The sequence below is a fragment of the Nostoc sp. 'Lobaria pulmonaria (5183) cyanobiont' genome (assembly GCF_002949795.1).
GTDB lineage: Bacteria > Cyanobacteriota > Cyanobacteriia > Cyanobacteriales > Nostocaceae > Nostoc.
Genome location: NZ_CP026692.1, coordinates 6742501 through 6756385, shown reverse-complemented (window position 1 = coordinate 6756385; position 13885 = coordinate 6742501). Strand labels below are relative to the sequence as shown.

Here is a 13885-nt window from a genome sequence, read left to right as displayed (position 1 = left end):
GTAGGGGTATTTTTTTTGTCAGTCCCTTATTGGGGCTGGCGATCGGCCTCAGCAAAAAAATGCAACTTTGCTACGCCAACTTCTATTTAAATATTCTATCTAAAAATTTTATGCTATAAGTAAATTTTATGTTTATTTTTTTTGCTTGATATTAATAAATATATATGTTAAATATAAATGTTTGGGATTGAGTCAAGAAACCCTTAATCTAAACAGTCAGCTATTTGTAATAAATCCCAAAAACGCTAGTGAACTAAAGCTCCTCAGTACACTAGCCAGATAAGAGTAGTCAATAGTTAACAATTAGCCCATCAACTAAAGTCATAGCTTCAGGATGTCTATAATCTGTTATACAGGCATCCAAAAGCTTTGCCTGTGCTAAAATCAGCATACCGGCACGACCGCAGATGATGGGATAAAGCCATGTTTGAGCGCTTCACAGAAAAAGCCATTAAGGTAATCATGCTGGCCCAAGAAGAGGCCCGCCGTTTAGGTCACAACTTTGTCGGAACCGAGCAGATCCTCTTGGGTCTGATTGGCGAAGGCACTGGAGTGGCTGCCAAGGTGCTGAAATCAATGGGCGTCAATCTCAAAGATGCCCGAATTGAAGTTGAAAAAATTATAGGACGGGGATCAGGCTTTGTTGCCGTGGAAATTCCGTTTACGCCACGGGCAAAGCGAGTTCTAGAACTCTCCTTGGAAGAAGCACGCCAACTGGGGCATAACTACATTGGCACCGAGCATCTGCTGTTGGGCCTAATCCGCGAAGGGGAAGGCGTAGCAGCCAGGGTGCTAGAAAACCTCGGTGTGGATCTATCTAAGGTAAGAACCCAAGTCATCCGCATGTTGGGAGAAACTGCCGAAGTTTCACCAGGCGGTTCATCCGGGCGCACAAAAACCCCGACTCTGGATGAATTTGGCTCAAACCTGACCCAGATGGCAATAGACAATAAGCTCGATCCGGTGGTGGGACGGGCCAAGGAAATTGAGCGGGTGATTCAGATATTGGGTCGCCGAACTAAAAATAACCCAGTGCTGATTGGGGAACCAGGGGTTGGTAAAACTGCGATCGCTGAAGGTTTAGCTTCACGCATTGCTACTAAAGATATCCCTGACATCCTCGAAGATAAACGCGTCGTCACGCTGGATATTGGTTTGCTCGTAGCAGGAACCAAGTATCGGGGTGAATTTGAAGAACGCTTGAAAAAAATCATGGATGAAATCCGCTCTGCGGGTAATGTCATTCTCGTGATTGATGAGGTACACACCTTAATTGGTGCAGGTGCGGCAGAAGGTGCTATTGACGCAGCTAATATCCTCAAGCCAGCTTTGGCAAGAGGTGAGTTGCAGTGCATCGGAGCTACAACCCTAGATGAATACCGGAAGCACATCGAGCGAGATGCAGCACTAGAGCGGCGTTTCCAACCAGTGATGGTTGGTGAACCTACAGTTGATGAAACAATTGAAATTTTGTATGGTCTGCGCGAACGCTACGAGCAACACCACAAACTGAAAATCTCCGACGAAGCATTGGTGGCGGCGGCGAAGCTATCAGACCGTTACATTAGCGATCGCTACCTCCCAGACAAAGCCATCGACTTAGTTGATGAAGCTGGTTCTAGGGTGCGCTTGATTAACTCCCAACTGCCACCCGCAGCCAAGGAGTTAGACAAAGAACTGCGTCAGATATTAAAAGAAAAAGATGACGCGGTGCGCTCCCAAGACTTTGACAAAGCTGGAGAACTGCGCGATCGCGAGATGGAAATCAAAGCCGAAATCCGGGCGATCGCTCAAAGCAAGACCAATGCAACTGGCACTGAAGGTGAAGAACCTGTAGTTACAGAAGAAGACATTGCCCACATTGTCGCTTCTTGGACTGGGGTACCGGTGAACAAACTCACCGAATCGGAATCTGAAAAGCTGCTGCACATGGAAGACACCTTGCATCAGCGTTTAATTGGTCAGGATGAAGCTGTGAGGGCAGTTTCACGAGCAATTCGTCGCGCTCGTGTCGGTTTGAAAAATCCCAATCGACCCATAGCTAGCTTTGTCTTCTCTGGGCCTACTGGTGTTGGTAAAACCGAGTTGGCGAAGTCTTTGGCTGCTTACTTCTTCGGTTCCGAAGAAGCAATGATTCGCTTAGATATGTCCGAATACATGGAGCGTCACACCGTCAGCAAGCTGATTGGTTCGCCTCCAGGTTATGTTGGTTATAACGAAGGTGGTCAGCTGACCGAAGCCGTGCGGCGGCGTCCTTACACCGTGGTGTTGTTCGACGAAATCGAGAAAGCACACCCCGATGTATTCAATATGCTGCTGCAAATTTTGGAAGACGGTCGGTTAACTGATGCAAAAGGTCGCACGGTGGACTTCAAGAACACCTTGCTGATTTTAACTTCCAATATTGGTTCTAAGGTAATTGAAAAAGGCGGTAGCGGTATCGGCTTTGAATTCTCCGAAGATGCCAGCGAGTCAACTTACAACCGGATTCGCTCTTTGGTGAACGAAGAACTCAAGCAGTACTTCCGTCCAGAGTTCCTCAATCGACTCGATGAAATTATCGTCTTCCGTCAGTTGAACAAGCCTGAAGTGACCCAAATCGCCGAAATTATGCTCAAGGAAGTATTTGGTCGTCTGACTGAAAAGGGTATCACCTTAGAAGTCACAGACCGCTTCAAGGATCGTTTGATCCAAGAAGGTTACAGTCCCAGCTACGGCGCGAGGCCATTACGTCGGGCAATTATGCGTCTGTTAGAAGATAGCCTAGCAGAAGAAATTCTGTCTGGTCGCATTAAGGATGGCGATACTGCCCTTGTTGATGTGGATGAAAATGGCGTTGTGCAAGTTAGTTCTCAACAGCGTCGGGAATTGTTACCCCAAGGTGTTGAGTAAGATTTAGAATTTGGGATTTGAATCTCAAATAGAAAATTAGAAAACGGTAGAGTATTTATTGCTCTACCGTTTTTTCGGTCTGCGGTAGTATATCGTTCACTAAATTGTTACCATGTTACATTGATCGGACAAGCACTAAAAGGTGTTCTAGATTATGACCTTCAGTGATGTAGTTGAAGCAATTAAAAGTCTTTCCAGCGAAGAAAAGTTAGAAATTCAACTGTTATTGCAGCAATATCTACGAGAAGAAAGGCGTGAAGAGATTTATCAAAATTTTCAGGCGGCGCAAGTAGAACAGCAAAATAATGAACTAAAGTTTTCCTCGAATATCGATGAACTGAGACAATTGATAGAAGAGTGATGTTAAAAGTAAGTTTCAATTCTTCATTTAAACGTGCTTTTAAAAAGCGAATTCAAAGGAATGTAGATTTAGAAACACGGTTTTGGCAAAAGTTGGAGCAGTTTACAGCAGATCCATTTGAACAGGGTTTGAAAACTCACAAATTGTCAGGTAAGCTTAAAGACTTATGGAGTTTTAGTATAGATTATGACGAAAGAGTAGTTTTTTACTTTACAGATGATGGGGATGCTGTGTTTGTAGATATTGGTAGTCACGATGATGTTTACTAGGTAAAATCTATTAATACGCAGATAAAAATCAATATTCAAAAAACGGTAGAAGACAAAACTTATCTACCGTTTTTTTGTTGTCTATCAATACGACAAAAACAGAAACAGCAGATGAATCTAACCTTATCCTTTCTATAATTTCTGCTTCGCTGTTAATTATGCTCTGTCTGCGGGAAAACTGAGAATAGGTGCTTAAGTCGCTGCAAACAGTTGAGTAAGAGTAAAGCAGAGAGAGTATGGATAATAATTTACAGATTGACAATGTTCAAAGCTTTGTCAAAGCAATTGGCGATAACGATAAATTTTGGAGACTGCTGCATAAAAAAGAAGTTAGTCGCCTTAAAAAAGAAGTTAAATATAAAGATCAAAAACGAAACATAGCAGGAGTGAAATATTATACTCAAGGAAAAGTTTACGCAGTACATGAACTAGAAACATCAGAAATGTCAATCGAGATAGAATACAGAGATGGATTAATTTTTAGATATAAAAAAGAACAATTTCTTAGGAAATTTAGCAATATCTCACCACCTATTTCTCGTCAAGAAATTTTTGAATTAGTCCGAAGTGAGCAAGAAGCAAAGGATGCACAAAAACGGAAAGCAGAAAAATATGTTTTACTTGAAAAAGTAAAAAACCAGTTTGAGCAAGATTTTCTTAATGTTGATAAGTTCTATCAAGCTCAATGTACTGAATACATATTATTTCAAGAGTACCAAGCTGAAAAGTTAAGTTATGTGCAATCTTGGGTACAAAGCAACTTGAATTCCTCACCTGACCTTGAGCAAGCAACAGCAATTGGTGCTGTGGAAGGTCATATACAAGTAGTAGCACGGGCTGGAAGTGGCAAAACTTCAACTTTGGTCAATCGAGCTTTATTTTTACAAAAACATTGCGGTGTTGCACCCAATGAAATATTAATTTTAGCTTTCAATCGCAAGGCTGCGGAAGAAATACGAGAGCGCCTTACTCTACAATTACAAAACTCTATTCCTCATGTAATGACTTTCCATGCATTAGCTTATGCTTTAGTTCATCCAGAAGAAAGTATTCTTTTTAATGAACGAGATGGACAACAGAACAAAGCCCAAGTTTTACAGACTGTAATTGACGAGTATCGCCGCAAGCCAGATGTTTATGATAAAAATTCGCGTTTTGATGATGGCACACTTTCGTGAAGATTGGGAGCGCATTGTTTGGGGTGGTTATGATAAAAGTCCTGAAGAAATGTTGCGTTACCGTCGCTCATTGCCAAGAGAAGGGCTTGATGGAAAGCACTACAAATCTTTTGGTGAGAAAGTAATTGCGAATTTTTTATTGGAACACAATATTACATACAAATACGAGCGTAACTTTTGGTGGAATAACATTAATTATCGCCCTGACTTTACGATTGCTACTGGAGAAAATCAGGGGATAGTTATTGAATATTTTGGACTAGAAGGTGATCCATATTACGATATCATGTCGGATGAAAAGCGAGAATATTGGCGAAATTATCCTAATTTGGATTTTGTGGAATTATCACCAAGAACCCTACAGGATGAGAAAGTAGAAGATTTTTGTGCTTTACTCAAGCGATGTATTGAAAGTTATGGTGTGAAGTGCGATCGCTTGAGTGAAGACAAGATTTGGAATAAAATTAGACTTAGAGCTATAGACCGTTTTACCAAAGTAGTAGAAGGATTTATCCAGCGTTGTCGTAAACTGTCCCTCACTTCAGAAAAATTAGCCTCACTCGTTGATAATCATAAGTGTGCTAGTGATGTCGAGCAGCGTTTTTTGGAGCTTGCACAAAAGTTTTATCAGTCCTATTTGCAATACCTTCAGGCAACAGGCGAGGATGATTTTGATGGACTAATGCAAAAAGCTGCCGCAGTTATCGCATCAGGACAAACCGTATTTCGTCGCAAATCTGGCACTGGCGATTTAAAGTGTCTTCGATACATAATGATTGATGAATATCAAGACTTTTCAGAACTTTTCCACCATTTAATAGAAGCAATTAAAAAACAAAATCCTCAAGCACAATTTTTCTGTGTAGGTGATGACTGGCAAGCAATTAATGGTTTTGCTGGTTCTGATCTTCGCTTTTACCAGAATTTCGCGCAGTTTTTCCAGCCCTCGCAAAAACTCAATATAGCTACTAATTACCGTTCAGCTACTTCAATTGTCAATATCGGTAATACATTGATGCATGGATTGGGTACTTCTGCTCGCGCCCACAAAACCATATTTGGAATGGTTGAAATTGCTGATATAGGACAATTTAATCCAAATCTAAATGAGCAAGAAGATCATCCGGGAGACAACATAACACCTGCTATATTACGCTTACTAGACAAGATTATCAAAGATGGAAAAAATGTAGTTTTACTCAGCCGAAAGAATAGTTTGCCTTGGTATGTAAATTATGGTAAACGTAAATCAAGAGATGGCGGACTCGACAACTTCTTAAATTTGGTTCACTCCTACCTTCCTGAAAAATCAAGAAAGGCTGTAACTATATCAACTGCTCACAAGTATAAAGGTCTTCAGAATGATGTAGTTATAATACTTGATGCTGTCCCTCGTTGTTACCCATTAATACACCCTGATTTGATGTTTAGCCGTGTTTTTGGTGATAGCATTGAGCAAGTAGTTAATGAAGAACGTCGTCTTTTTTACGTTGCCTTAACTCGTGCGGTAGAGCATTTATTTATTCTTACAGAAACCAAAAATTTCTCACCTTTCCTTGAGGAATTAAAAAGTAGGAAAAAAACTAATTTACTTGATTGGTTAGATTATCCGCCTTTTCTTGGAACCATAGAGCGCATTACTGTTAAAGTGGGTAATCAGTCTAGAAAAGGTGGAAACGGCACTTACGCAATCAGAGACTTGCTCAACGCTGATGGCTATAACTGGAAACATAAAAAGGGGGTTTGGTGTTGTACCTATCCTGCACAGGATTTCTCAATACAACAATATTTTGATAACGCTCAGTGGATTTATCATGCTTCTGGTATTGAGGTGCGATTTTATGACGATTTAGAGAATATGCTGGCGAAGTATCATGTTGACTCTGGACAATTTATTCCAGTGATTAATAATATTTCTTAAGTCGGTTTAGATATAAACTATTGGTAAAAGTTGGAGTATTTTATTGAGAGTTCAAATCACTAGTAAAGATGCGAAAAGCGATCGCATCTGATTTCAGGTATTGTTCACCGGAATGATTCGAGGATATGACCGTTATGGGATGTTTTTTGATGAACCAATAGGTTATAGAATCAGTCCAGATGGTAGCCGTATTCTACTTTACTATGGGGAGATAAAAATCAATGCAGACGACCAATACCACGTCATCCCCCGCACAAGACCGAGTGAAGAATAACTGGGAATTTACAGAAGTATGGATACATCCAATGTTATCCCCTCCATATATTCTTTTATTGCTTTGCAACAGTGAAGATAACTGTCAAGTTTATGATCCGGCGCAGGGTTATAAAGTTGTATTTTCTAGCAATGACTATAATGCAGCCAAGTTATGGTTACTAGAAGATGAGTATGAACCAATTGAAGGTAGGCTTTTAGCTGCGGAATTAGTCTGAGTTACTAGAGACTTTTTAGAAAATATGATTGAGAAGACTTGCCGTAAATCACAAGCGCCGACTAAGGTCAGTAGCTACTCGTCAATTAGCCATTCACGCTCTATGCCGTGTTCAATTGTGCCAGTCCAGCCCATTTTCAGACGCTAGTGCTATGCTGTGAATATTTGACATAGCTTAAATGCTAAAACTATGAAAACTTTCACTGCAATTGTTGAGCGAGATTCTGATACAAAGCTTTATGTTGGCTATGTTCCCGGATTTCCTGGCGCACACTCCCAAGCAGAAACATTGGATGAATTACAAGAGAATCTGCGTGAAGTAATTGAGATGCTTCTGGAGGATGAAAATTTAGCATTTAATACAGAGTTTGTTGGTATACAACAAATCGTAATCCAGTAGATTATGAGCAAAATCCCGATTTTGAAACCACAAGAGGTTATTCGGATACTAGAAAGCCTTGGGTTTGTAGAGGTGCGTCAGAAAGGTTCACATAAGCAATTTCGCCACGAAGATGGTCGAGGAACAACCGTACCTTTTCATAAGGGACGTGATATTTCACCTAGATTGCTACGGCAAATTGCAAGTGACATTGGTTTGACTGTTGAAGAAATGTTGGGGTAGCAGTCAAACTAATACTTATTTCTAACAGATAGCGGAAACTTCTGGTGCTGAGTCTAGCGACAGTATGAAAATGTTCTTTGTTTTTATCCTTAGCTCAACTGCATTGCAGTATACCTTAGTAGTAGAATTAGTATACAACATGAACAAAGGAGCAAGGATGTGCAAAGCATACTTTTAAGCCGCGAAGAAGTTGGACGACGTGCGAAAGAATTATATGAAAATAGCATTCGTCAACAAGTGGAACGAGAAGAAAACATCGGTAAAATGGTGATTATTGATATAGAAACAGGTGAATACGCCGTTGATAAAACAGGCTTAGAATCGGCGCGATATTTACGTAATAAAAACCCATTTTCTCGACTTTTTGGCATTCGCATTGGTTACAAAGTTGCTGTTTCCTTCAGTGGTGAGATGGAGCGTGATTATCGGTGATTTCTGGTATTGTCAAGAACGGACGCGCAACCGTTAATATCATATTTCGACTGCCAAATAAACCAGACTTTACTATTGAATTTGTTATTGATACAGGTTTTACAGAGTTTCTTTCCTTACCTACAGCAGCAGTTACTCTGTTGGGTTTTCCTTTTGTGTATGATATGTATGCAAATTTAGCTGACAATAGTAATGTAATCTTGCCAGTACATCAAGCTAACATTATTTGGAATGAGGAAGAACGGCAAGTGAATGTACTTGCTACAGGACAGCTACCTTTATTGGGTACAGGTTTACTTGATGAACATGAACTTGTCATACAGTTTATCGAGGGCGGTTTAGTAACAATTGACGAATTGTAGTTGCGTGATAGTTGCTAAGTGGACGATTGACGAATATCACCGCATGATAGACGCTGGCATTTTGAGCGATTTTAATTTCACCAGATATCTAATAATCATTCTCAAGATATTTGATGCAGAGACACGATTTTACTCGCATCTCTACAATGTCTTTTAATGAATTTTATTCTGCGTTCACAAATTCCAAATATCCATTGCTAAGTTCTTTAACTGCCAAATCATAAAATTGCTTACCATGTTCTGGTGTTGCTAAAGCCGGATTTGATCCCATACGTCCATCTGGATAACGCACTCGAAAGTCAGCAGCGCTATAAATCCTATGTCCGCTTGCAACTTCTGGTGAAAGGGGTGCTTGCTTAATCGCTTCTGGATAAACGTACTGGGTGAGGGCTACTTCGCTTGGCGTTGCATGAGAACCTTCTTGATCCCCATATAATTCTTTAGCTAGCTTATATACAGAACCACACATAAACCAGTTTGCCACTTGACATTGCACCTGTTGAGCATTGGCAATCTGCAAATCTTCTAAATGAGCATAAGTTTCAGAGAAAGCAGCTTTGAGGGTAGCAATATTACCGCCGTGTCCGTTAATAAAGTAGAATTTGCTAAAACCAGCTTTTGCTAAACAAGTTACATAATCTCGCACTACTTGAATTAAAGTGCTGGGACGTAAACTGATTGACCCAGGAAAAGCAGTATGGTGCAGTGCCATCCCTACATTGATTGTAGGCCCAACGATCGCTTGGGTTGCATCACCCACACCGGCTGCGATCGCTTCTGCACAAATAGCATCAGTACCAATTAACCCTGTTGGCCCATGTTGTTCTGTGGAACCAATAGGGAAAATAATCCCCTTTGAATGCTGTAAATAAGCTTCGACTTCTTGCCAAGTACTTAAATGCAGTAACATTGTTAATGATTTTCCTCTATAAAATTGCGGTGGAATGAAACCTTTTGCTGCTAAACAGCATCTTCTGTAACTAAAGTCCCACTAATACGATTATGAACTCTCTGGATTTTCTCTGCTGGCGATCGCACAAGATCCCCGACTTCGCAAAAGTTGTCGGGGATCTTTATTTACTGCCAAATTTGGAGAGAATGAGACGAGCTATTTCTATGAATATTGTTTAGGGAATGGAGTTGCAACAAGTTTCCACAGAGATGGATATAAGCAATTTACCGATTCTGCCATTTTATCCTACGATATTCGCCGGGAGCCTTCCGATAATAGAAATCAAAATTGATTTATGAAATGTTGTTTTTCTGGATAATCAAGAAAAAAAGTCGATCGATTTTGATTTTTGATTACTCAAAGTAATAATGCTTCTTTACGTCCCTTGTAATTTTCCATGTACAGGACATACCAGCGGGAAAAATCACTAAATCGCCCTTACCCATTTCCACTGGTTCTCCGCCATCAGAAGTAACAAGTACGTCACCTTCTCAAAAATAGCAAGTTTCTTGAGAATCATAAGTCCAAGGGAATTTTGAAACTTCCTTTTTCCAAATTTCCCATTTAAATACACCTAATTCATTAAGATATTCTTGTGTGGGTTGATGCTCAATTTTAATTTCCATATTATGTTTTATCTAGTTATATTCAGCAGTAAGATTGAATATCCTCTCCACATTTATCTACTAGATAACACAAAGCGCGAAAACGTAAGTAGACAAGTTCGTTATAAAGCGGATTCAGCTTGCACATTGGCGGAATATGTCCTATTTTACGACCAAAAAGCATGATATCACGCTCGAATGGACACTGGGCAGGAATTAGTTTAGCAATAAATTTAGCTAATTTCCGATTTTGAATCTCAATTTTGTCGAGCCATTGACGTAATGGTTGCAGTAAATCTAATTTCGGTTCAGTAAATTGCTTTTTACTACCTATTTGATTCTTTTCTTCTAAAGGTTTAATAAAAGCAGGCAGAAAAATGCGCCGATTCTGTGTTTTAAGCATAATTGTGGGCAAGGTTTTCCTTGTGAATATGAACTATTTGCCGATTGAGAATATCACCATGTAATATGTTTAGTCAATTTGCACTGTGCTTGGAGATTAAGAAGCAAAGTAAGCATAATGCAAACAATTTACATGCATCTTTGGGAAGAGAAATGGTTTAACTAATTGTTATTTAAGCCCACCAAATCATGAAGAACTGTCCCGTTAAATACAAAATAACAAAGAAAATATAAAAATGGCATTTCTTTAACTTATGGATTTCTAATCTTAAAAATAGCAATCTTATATATTAAATATAAATGCCTGGTTCGGAAACTAACTAGTATCTAGAGATGTAGTTTATGGCACAAAAACACAGTTTTGTTCTGACTCCACATACATTTCGCTAGGATTAGCCCCTAATATCTTTCGATTTTAGGGTATTGAATATCTATAATTTTGTCTGATATGCTACACAAGCTACCCTAGATATTATCTAACAAGTAGTAATAAATCGATTGATAAGTCAAAACTAATATAAGGACTTACACAAGAGCAAGGGGCACTTATACTGAGTAATTCTACAGTTTTTATCATCAGCTTTGTCCAACTACTCACTGTGAGATTTTGCCGTTAGCACAGCCTCTTGTAGAAAAGTATTGGTTATTCTCCTCAGTCCTCACTCCCTGATGATGAAAAACTTAATTATTTAAAATATCTTAACCCAGTATTAGCCTGATATTTGCTGATATATTCTACATTCTGTTGCTCTAATTTTGACAGCAATTTAGGTGGAAATGTCTTTGGTGAATATATAGGACGATACCAAGGTTGGTTATTAAAGTAATTTTGCAATTCAGTATTATCAAAACGGCGACCATGACTGGCAAAAATCGAATTTCGCATAATATCGAGTTCAAAACCGCTTTTACCATCTAAATCTGCATCAGTTACAAGTCTTTGAGAAAGCCAGAAATAATTGTTGAGAGTTGTGGTATCAGCTGGTGGTACTGATGTAGTTGAGGAAGGTGATTGAGTTGGAACAGATGGGGTAGTTGGGGTAAATGTGGGAGTTTCTATCACTGGGCTTGTAACATTTGACGGTGTTTCTGAAGGTAGTACTGTTTTGTCTGCTGTAGATTGAGAAGATTTGGGTAACACTTGACTAATAATCACAGATGCACCAATTAACCCACCTGCAATCAAACTACCCATGAGGATATTATTCTGACTATTACTATTTTGAGTGTTAGGTTGTGGTTTGACAGGCACTGTCTGAGGTGGCGGTGCAGAGACTACAGTCGGTTGAGTCAACAGGGGTTGTGTCGGTGGAATTGGATTTGCTATGCTCTGCAAAGTATCCAGCATTGCTCTAGCTGTGGGATAGCGATCGCGTGGATGATAAGCGATCGCCCGATCGATTACTCTTGCCATAATTGGGCTAACATGACTTGCATAATGTCGCCAGACAATTTCACCCGTTTGAGAATCGGTTTCTAGTTGTTGCGCCTGTTTACCAGTCAGCAAATAAATTACCGTCATTCCTAAACTGTATAAATCACTAGAAAAAACTGGTCTACCTGCGGCTTGTTCGCTTGGCATATAGCCAGGTGTACCAATCACAATCGAACTAGTAGGATTGCCTTGAGAATTTACTACTGTTCCCATTGACTCCCGCACAGCACCAAAATCAATCAGCACTGGTTTAGCATCCCGATGACGCACAATAATGTTATCCGGCTTAATATCGCGGTGAACGATATGCTTCGAGTGAACGTAATCCAGGACAGGTAATAAATTTATGAATAATTCCTGGACAGCGCTTTCACTAAATAGCCCCTGCTTCTGGACTTTTCCAGTTAAAGTATCGCCTTCAACCCATTCTTGAACTAAGTAAAATTGTCCACCTGAAGAGAAGTAGGCATATAATGCCGGAATTTGGTCATTTGCCCCACCAAGTTCTTCTAAAATAGCTGCTTCGCGTTGAAACCTCTCTTGCACTAACTGGTAAATTTGGGGATTGTTGTGAATCGGTCTTAGCTGTTTAACCACACAAGGACGCTTTGAAGGCATATAGGTATCTTCAGCTAGATAGGTTTCACCAAACCCACCAGCGCCCAGTGTGCGGATAACTTGATAGCGATCGTTCAGCAGCTGTATTGTCATGGGAGATTACAAGCAATATTCATAAGATAGTTTTCCCCAAAACTACCTTCATTTCAAATCTAGTAAACCTTCTTCTTTCAATTTAGGATTGAAGCGAATCTGCATTTGCAAACCACGGACTTCTAACAATTGCGTTGAAATTTCTGCTTCTACTCTCCGTGCCACATTTTTAAGAACTTTTATTTGTGCTAATTCATCATTAGCTGGATTTTGATAATTTGCTTGTTCTTCAGGTGTCATTACAACTTTGACATCAATGGGATGAGTCCATTTTTCCTTGTTATCCCCATTACCCCAGGGCACACTGCCATTTTCAGCAATCCAATTATTTTCAGTAGTTTCTAAAATTGTGCGACTAGGGCGTTCAATAGTTTGAACTTTTACCCAATAGCATTGCTGTGGCTGACGGACTAAATGCTGCTTGAGGCTAAGATAAACATCACGGGAGTATCCTACAAATTGAAGTGCTTTTTCTTGGTCAAAGATAGCATATACACCGATTTTACCCTGAAATTGTTCGGGTAGTTGGCCGCGATCGTCAATGTAAGGAATGTATTCCAGAGTTGCCAAAGAAGAAAGATTTGTTTCAGAAGCCATACATCAAATATCAAACTTATTATTTGCCTTCAGAATTGAAAATTACGAATTAGAGAATAAATTATCTTGAAAATTATTCATTACCCAATTTTTGATAAATTGCACAAAGGCGGCTGGGTTTAAAAATCTTGGCACTGAACATGAAATTTGGTGGTACATTGACGATGATATACTCATCAGATTCATAATATTTTTCAAATTCTGCTGGCATTCCTTTAGTGGTAGTTAAGCTGTAAGGAACTGGCTGGAAAAGTAATTCTGTAAATTTAAGTTGCTCACACCCCAATAATTGTTGGCAAACTTGGTTCAAGAAAGCAACGCTTGTCAATAAATTGAATAGAGTTTCTTGAGCTTGTGCTTCAAGAGTGAAACTGCCATCAAAGCTATGAACGATTTTAAGTGACATTTTCTGTATTAAGAGCTAGTTATTAATGACTAAGTAATGATAGAGGATAGGGAATATGTTACACATGGTCATCCAAAAGTGTTAAGCAACAAAGTTTACTTTTTTTGCAGATGTGTTTGGTAAAAAATTATAACTTTAAAGTTCTGCCTATTAGATTGTAGGACTTCTGTCAGCTACACAAGGAAGCGGGCATAGTTAATAATCATGAAGTTTAGCAAGTTTTCAATCAAGTATAGGTGATTTCTATTTA

The 13885-nt window shown here is 39.5% G+C and carries 16 protein-coding genes and 1 pseudogene; 11 read left to right on the top strand and 6 right to left on the bottom strand.

Annotated elements, in window-relative coordinates; all coding sequences use genetic code 11:
* The first annotated feature begins 423 nt into the window (after nucleotides 1-423).
* The 11 genes from NLP_RS29915 to NLP_RS29870 all read left to right on the top strand — a co-directional run bounded on the left by NLP_RS29915 (nucleotide 424) and on the right by NLP_RS29870 (nucleotide 8527).
* Nucleotides 424-2892, top strand: coding sequence for an ATP-dependent Clp protease ATP-binding subunit (locus NLP_RS29915; protein ID WP_104909488.1), 2469 nt, complete (start codon nucleotides 424-426; stop codon nucleotides 2890-2892).
* Between the two features lie 154 nt (nucleotides 2893-3046).
* The gene (locus NLP_RS29910) at nucleotides 3047-3253 is read left to right on the top strand and encodes a hypothetical protein (protein ID WP_104909487.1); all 207 of its coding nucleotides are present in this window, start codon (nucleotides 3047-3049) and stop codon (nucleotides 3251-3253) included.
* Nucleotides 3253-3522: a type II toxin-antitoxin system RelE/ParE family toxin gene (locus NLP_RS29905; protein ID WP_104909486.1), complete on the top strand. Its 270-nt coding sequence runs from the start codon at nucleotides 3253-3255 to the stop codon at nucleotides 3520-3522. The genes NLP_RS29910 and NLP_RS29905 overlap by 1 nt, the downstream gene beginning before the upstream one ends.
* Nucleotides 3523-3758: 236 nt before the next feature.
* On the top strand, nucleotides 3759-4700 hold the full coding sequence (locus tag NLP_RS29900) for a UvrD-helicase domain-containing protein (RefSeq protein WP_104909485.1): 942 nt from the start codon (nucleotides 3759-3761) through the stop codon (nucleotides 4698-4700).
* The gene (locus NLP_RS29895; protein WP_158680588.1) at nucleotides 4660-6621 is read left to right on the top strand and encodes a UvrD-helicase domain-containing protein; all 1962 of its coding nucleotides are present in this window, start codon (nucleotides 4660-4662) and stop codon (nucleotides 6619-6621) included. Before NLP_RS29900 ends, NLP_RS29895 begins: the two co-directional genes overlap by 41 nt.
* A gap of 112 nt (nucleotides 6622-6733) precedes the next feature.
* Nucleotides 6734-6895, top strand: a complete 162-nt coding sequence (locus NLP_RS36280) for a DUF6972 family protein (protein WP_442946636.1) — start codon at nucleotides 6734-6736, stop codon at nucleotides 6893-6895.
* The gene (locus tag NLP_RS29890) at nucleotides 6843-7112 is read left to right on the top strand and encodes a hypothetical protein (protein ID WP_104909483.1); all 270 of its coding nucleotides are present in this window, start codon (nucleotides 6843-6845) and stop codon (nucleotides 7110-7112) included. Before NLP_RS36280 ends, NLP_RS29890 begins: the two co-directional genes overlap by 53 nt.
* A gap of 189 nt (nucleotides 7113-7301) precedes the next feature.
* On the top strand, nucleotides 7302-7511 hold the full coding sequence (locus NLP_RS29885) for a type II toxin-antitoxin system HicB family antitoxin (RefSeq protein ID WP_104909482.1): 210 nt from the start codon (nucleotides 7302-7304) through the stop codon (nucleotides 7509-7511).
* 3 nt (nucleotides 7512-7514) lie between these two features.
* A complete protein-coding gene (locus NLP_RS29880) occupies nucleotides 7515-7733 on the top strand; it encodes a type II toxin-antitoxin system HicA family toxin (RefSeq protein ID WP_104909481.1) in 219 nt (72 codons plus the stop codon).
* Nucleotides 7734-7892: 159 nt separating this feature from the next.
* Entirely contained in the window at nucleotides 7893-8165 is a 273-nt protein-coding gene (locus NLP_RS29875; RefSeq protein ID WP_104909480.1) for a hypothetical protein, read from the top strand.
* Nucleotides 8162-8527 (top strand): clan AA aspartic protease, encoded by a 366-nt coding sequence (locus NLP_RS29870; protein WP_104909479.1) that lies wholly within the window; start codon nucleotides 8162-8164, stop codon nucleotides 8525-8527. The genes NLP_RS29875 and NLP_RS29870 overlap by 4 nt, the downstream gene beginning before the upstream one ends.
* Before the next feature lie 163 nt (nucleotides 8528-8690).
* Here NLP_RS29870 and NLP_RS29865 read toward each other — a convergent pair whose 3' ends face one another.
* The 6 genes and pseudogenes from NLP_RS29865 to NLP_RS29840 all read right to left on the bottom strand — a co-directional run bounded on the left by NLP_RS29865 (nucleotide 8691) and on the right by NLP_RS29840 (nucleotide 13635).
* Nucleotides 8691-9437 (bottom strand): creatininase family protein, encoded by a 747-nt coding sequence (locus NLP_RS29865; RefSeq protein WP_104909478.1) that lies wholly within the window; start codon nucleotides 9435-9437, stop codon nucleotides 8691-8693.
* Nucleotides 9438-9832: 395 nt separating this feature from the next.
* A pseudogene (locus tag NLP_RS29860) lies at nucleotides 9833-10105 on the bottom strand (cupin domain-containing protein).
* A 22-nt stretch (nucleotides 10106-10127) separates the two neighbouring features.
* Entirely contained in the window at nucleotides 10128-10487 is a 360-nt protein-coding gene (locus NLP_RS29855) for a Mo-dependent nitrogenase C-terminal domain-containing protein (RefSeq protein WP_104909477.1), read from the bottom strand.
* 684 nt (nucleotides 10488-11171) lie between these two features.
* Complete coding sequence (locus NLP_RS29850; RefSeq protein WP_104909476.1) at nucleotides 11172-12632, bottom strand: protein kinase domain-containing protein; 1461 nt, start codon at nucleotides 12630-12632, stop codon at nucleotides 11172-11174.
* A 48-nt stretch (nucleotides 12633-12680) separates the two neighbouring features.
* Complete coding sequence (locus NLP_RS29845) at nucleotides 12681-13229, bottom strand: GIY-YIG nuclease family protein (RefSeq protein WP_104909475.1); 549 nt, start codon at nucleotides 13227-13229, stop codon at nucleotides 12681-12683.
* Between the two features lie 73 nt (nucleotides 13230-13302).
* Nucleotides 13303-13635 (bottom strand): hypothetical protein, encoded by a 333-nt coding sequence (locus tag NLP_RS29840; protein ID WP_104909474.1) that lies wholly within the window; start codon nucleotides 13633-13635, stop codon nucleotides 13303-13305.
* Between the last annotated feature and the right edge of the window lie 250 nt (nucleotides 13636-13885).

Bases quoted from the DNA above. Each gene is read 5' to 3' on its own strand.
- NLP_RS29915 (WP_104909488.1), top strand. From the start codon at position 424: ATGTTTGAGCGCTTCACAGAAAAAGCCATTAAGGTAATCATGCTGGCC.
- NLP_RS29910 (WP_104909487.1), top strand. From the start codon at position 3,047: ATGACCTTCAGTGATGTAGTTGAAGCAATTAAAAGTCTTTCCAGCGAA.
- NLP_RS29905 (WP_104909486.1), top strand. From the start codon at position 3,253: ATGTTAAAAGTAAGTTTCAATTCTTCATTTAAACGTGCTTTTAAAAAG.
- NLP_RS29900 (WP_104909485.1), top strand. From the start codon at position 3,759: ATGGATAATAATTTACAGATTGACAATGTTCAAAGCTTTGTCAAAGCA.
- NLP_RS29895 (WP_158680588.1), top strand. From the start codon at position 4,660: ATGATAAAAATTCGCGTTTTGATGATGGCACACTTTCGTGAAGATTGG.
- NLP_RS36280 (WP_442946636.1), top strand. From the start codon at position 6,734: ATGATTCGAGGATATGACCGTTATGGGATGTTTTTTGATGAACCAATA.
- NLP_RS29890 (WP_104909483.1), top strand. From the start codon at position 6,843: ATGCAGACGACCAATACCACGTCATCCCCCGCACAAGACCGAGTGAAG.
- NLP_RS29885 (WP_104909482.1), top strand. From the start codon at position 7,302: ATGAAAACTTTCACTGCAATTGTTGAGCGAGATTCTGATACAAAGCTT.
- NLP_RS29880 (WP_104909481.1), top strand. From the start codon at position 7,515: ATGAGCAAAATCCCGATTTTGAAACCACAAGAGGTTATTCGGATACTA.
- NLP_RS29865 (WP_104909478.1), bottom strand. From the start codon at position 9,437: ATGTTACTGCATTTAAGTACTTGGCAAGAAGTCGAAGCTTATTTACAG.
- NLP_RS29855 (WP_104909477.1), bottom strand. From the start codon at position 10,487: ATGCTTAAAACACAGAATCGGCGCATTTTTCTGCCTGCTTTTATTAAA.
- NLP_RS29850 (WP_104909476.1), bottom strand. From the start codon at position 12,632: ATGACAATACAGCTGCTGAACGATCGCTATCAAGTTATCCGCACACTG.
- NLP_RS29845 (WP_104909475.1), bottom strand. From the start codon at position 13,229: ATGGCTTCTGAAACAAATCTTTCTTCTTTGGCAACTCTGGAATACATT.
- NLP_RS29840 (WP_104909474.1), bottom strand. From the start codon at position 13,635: ATGTCACTTAAAATCGTTCATAGCTTTGATGGCAGTTTCACTCTTGAA.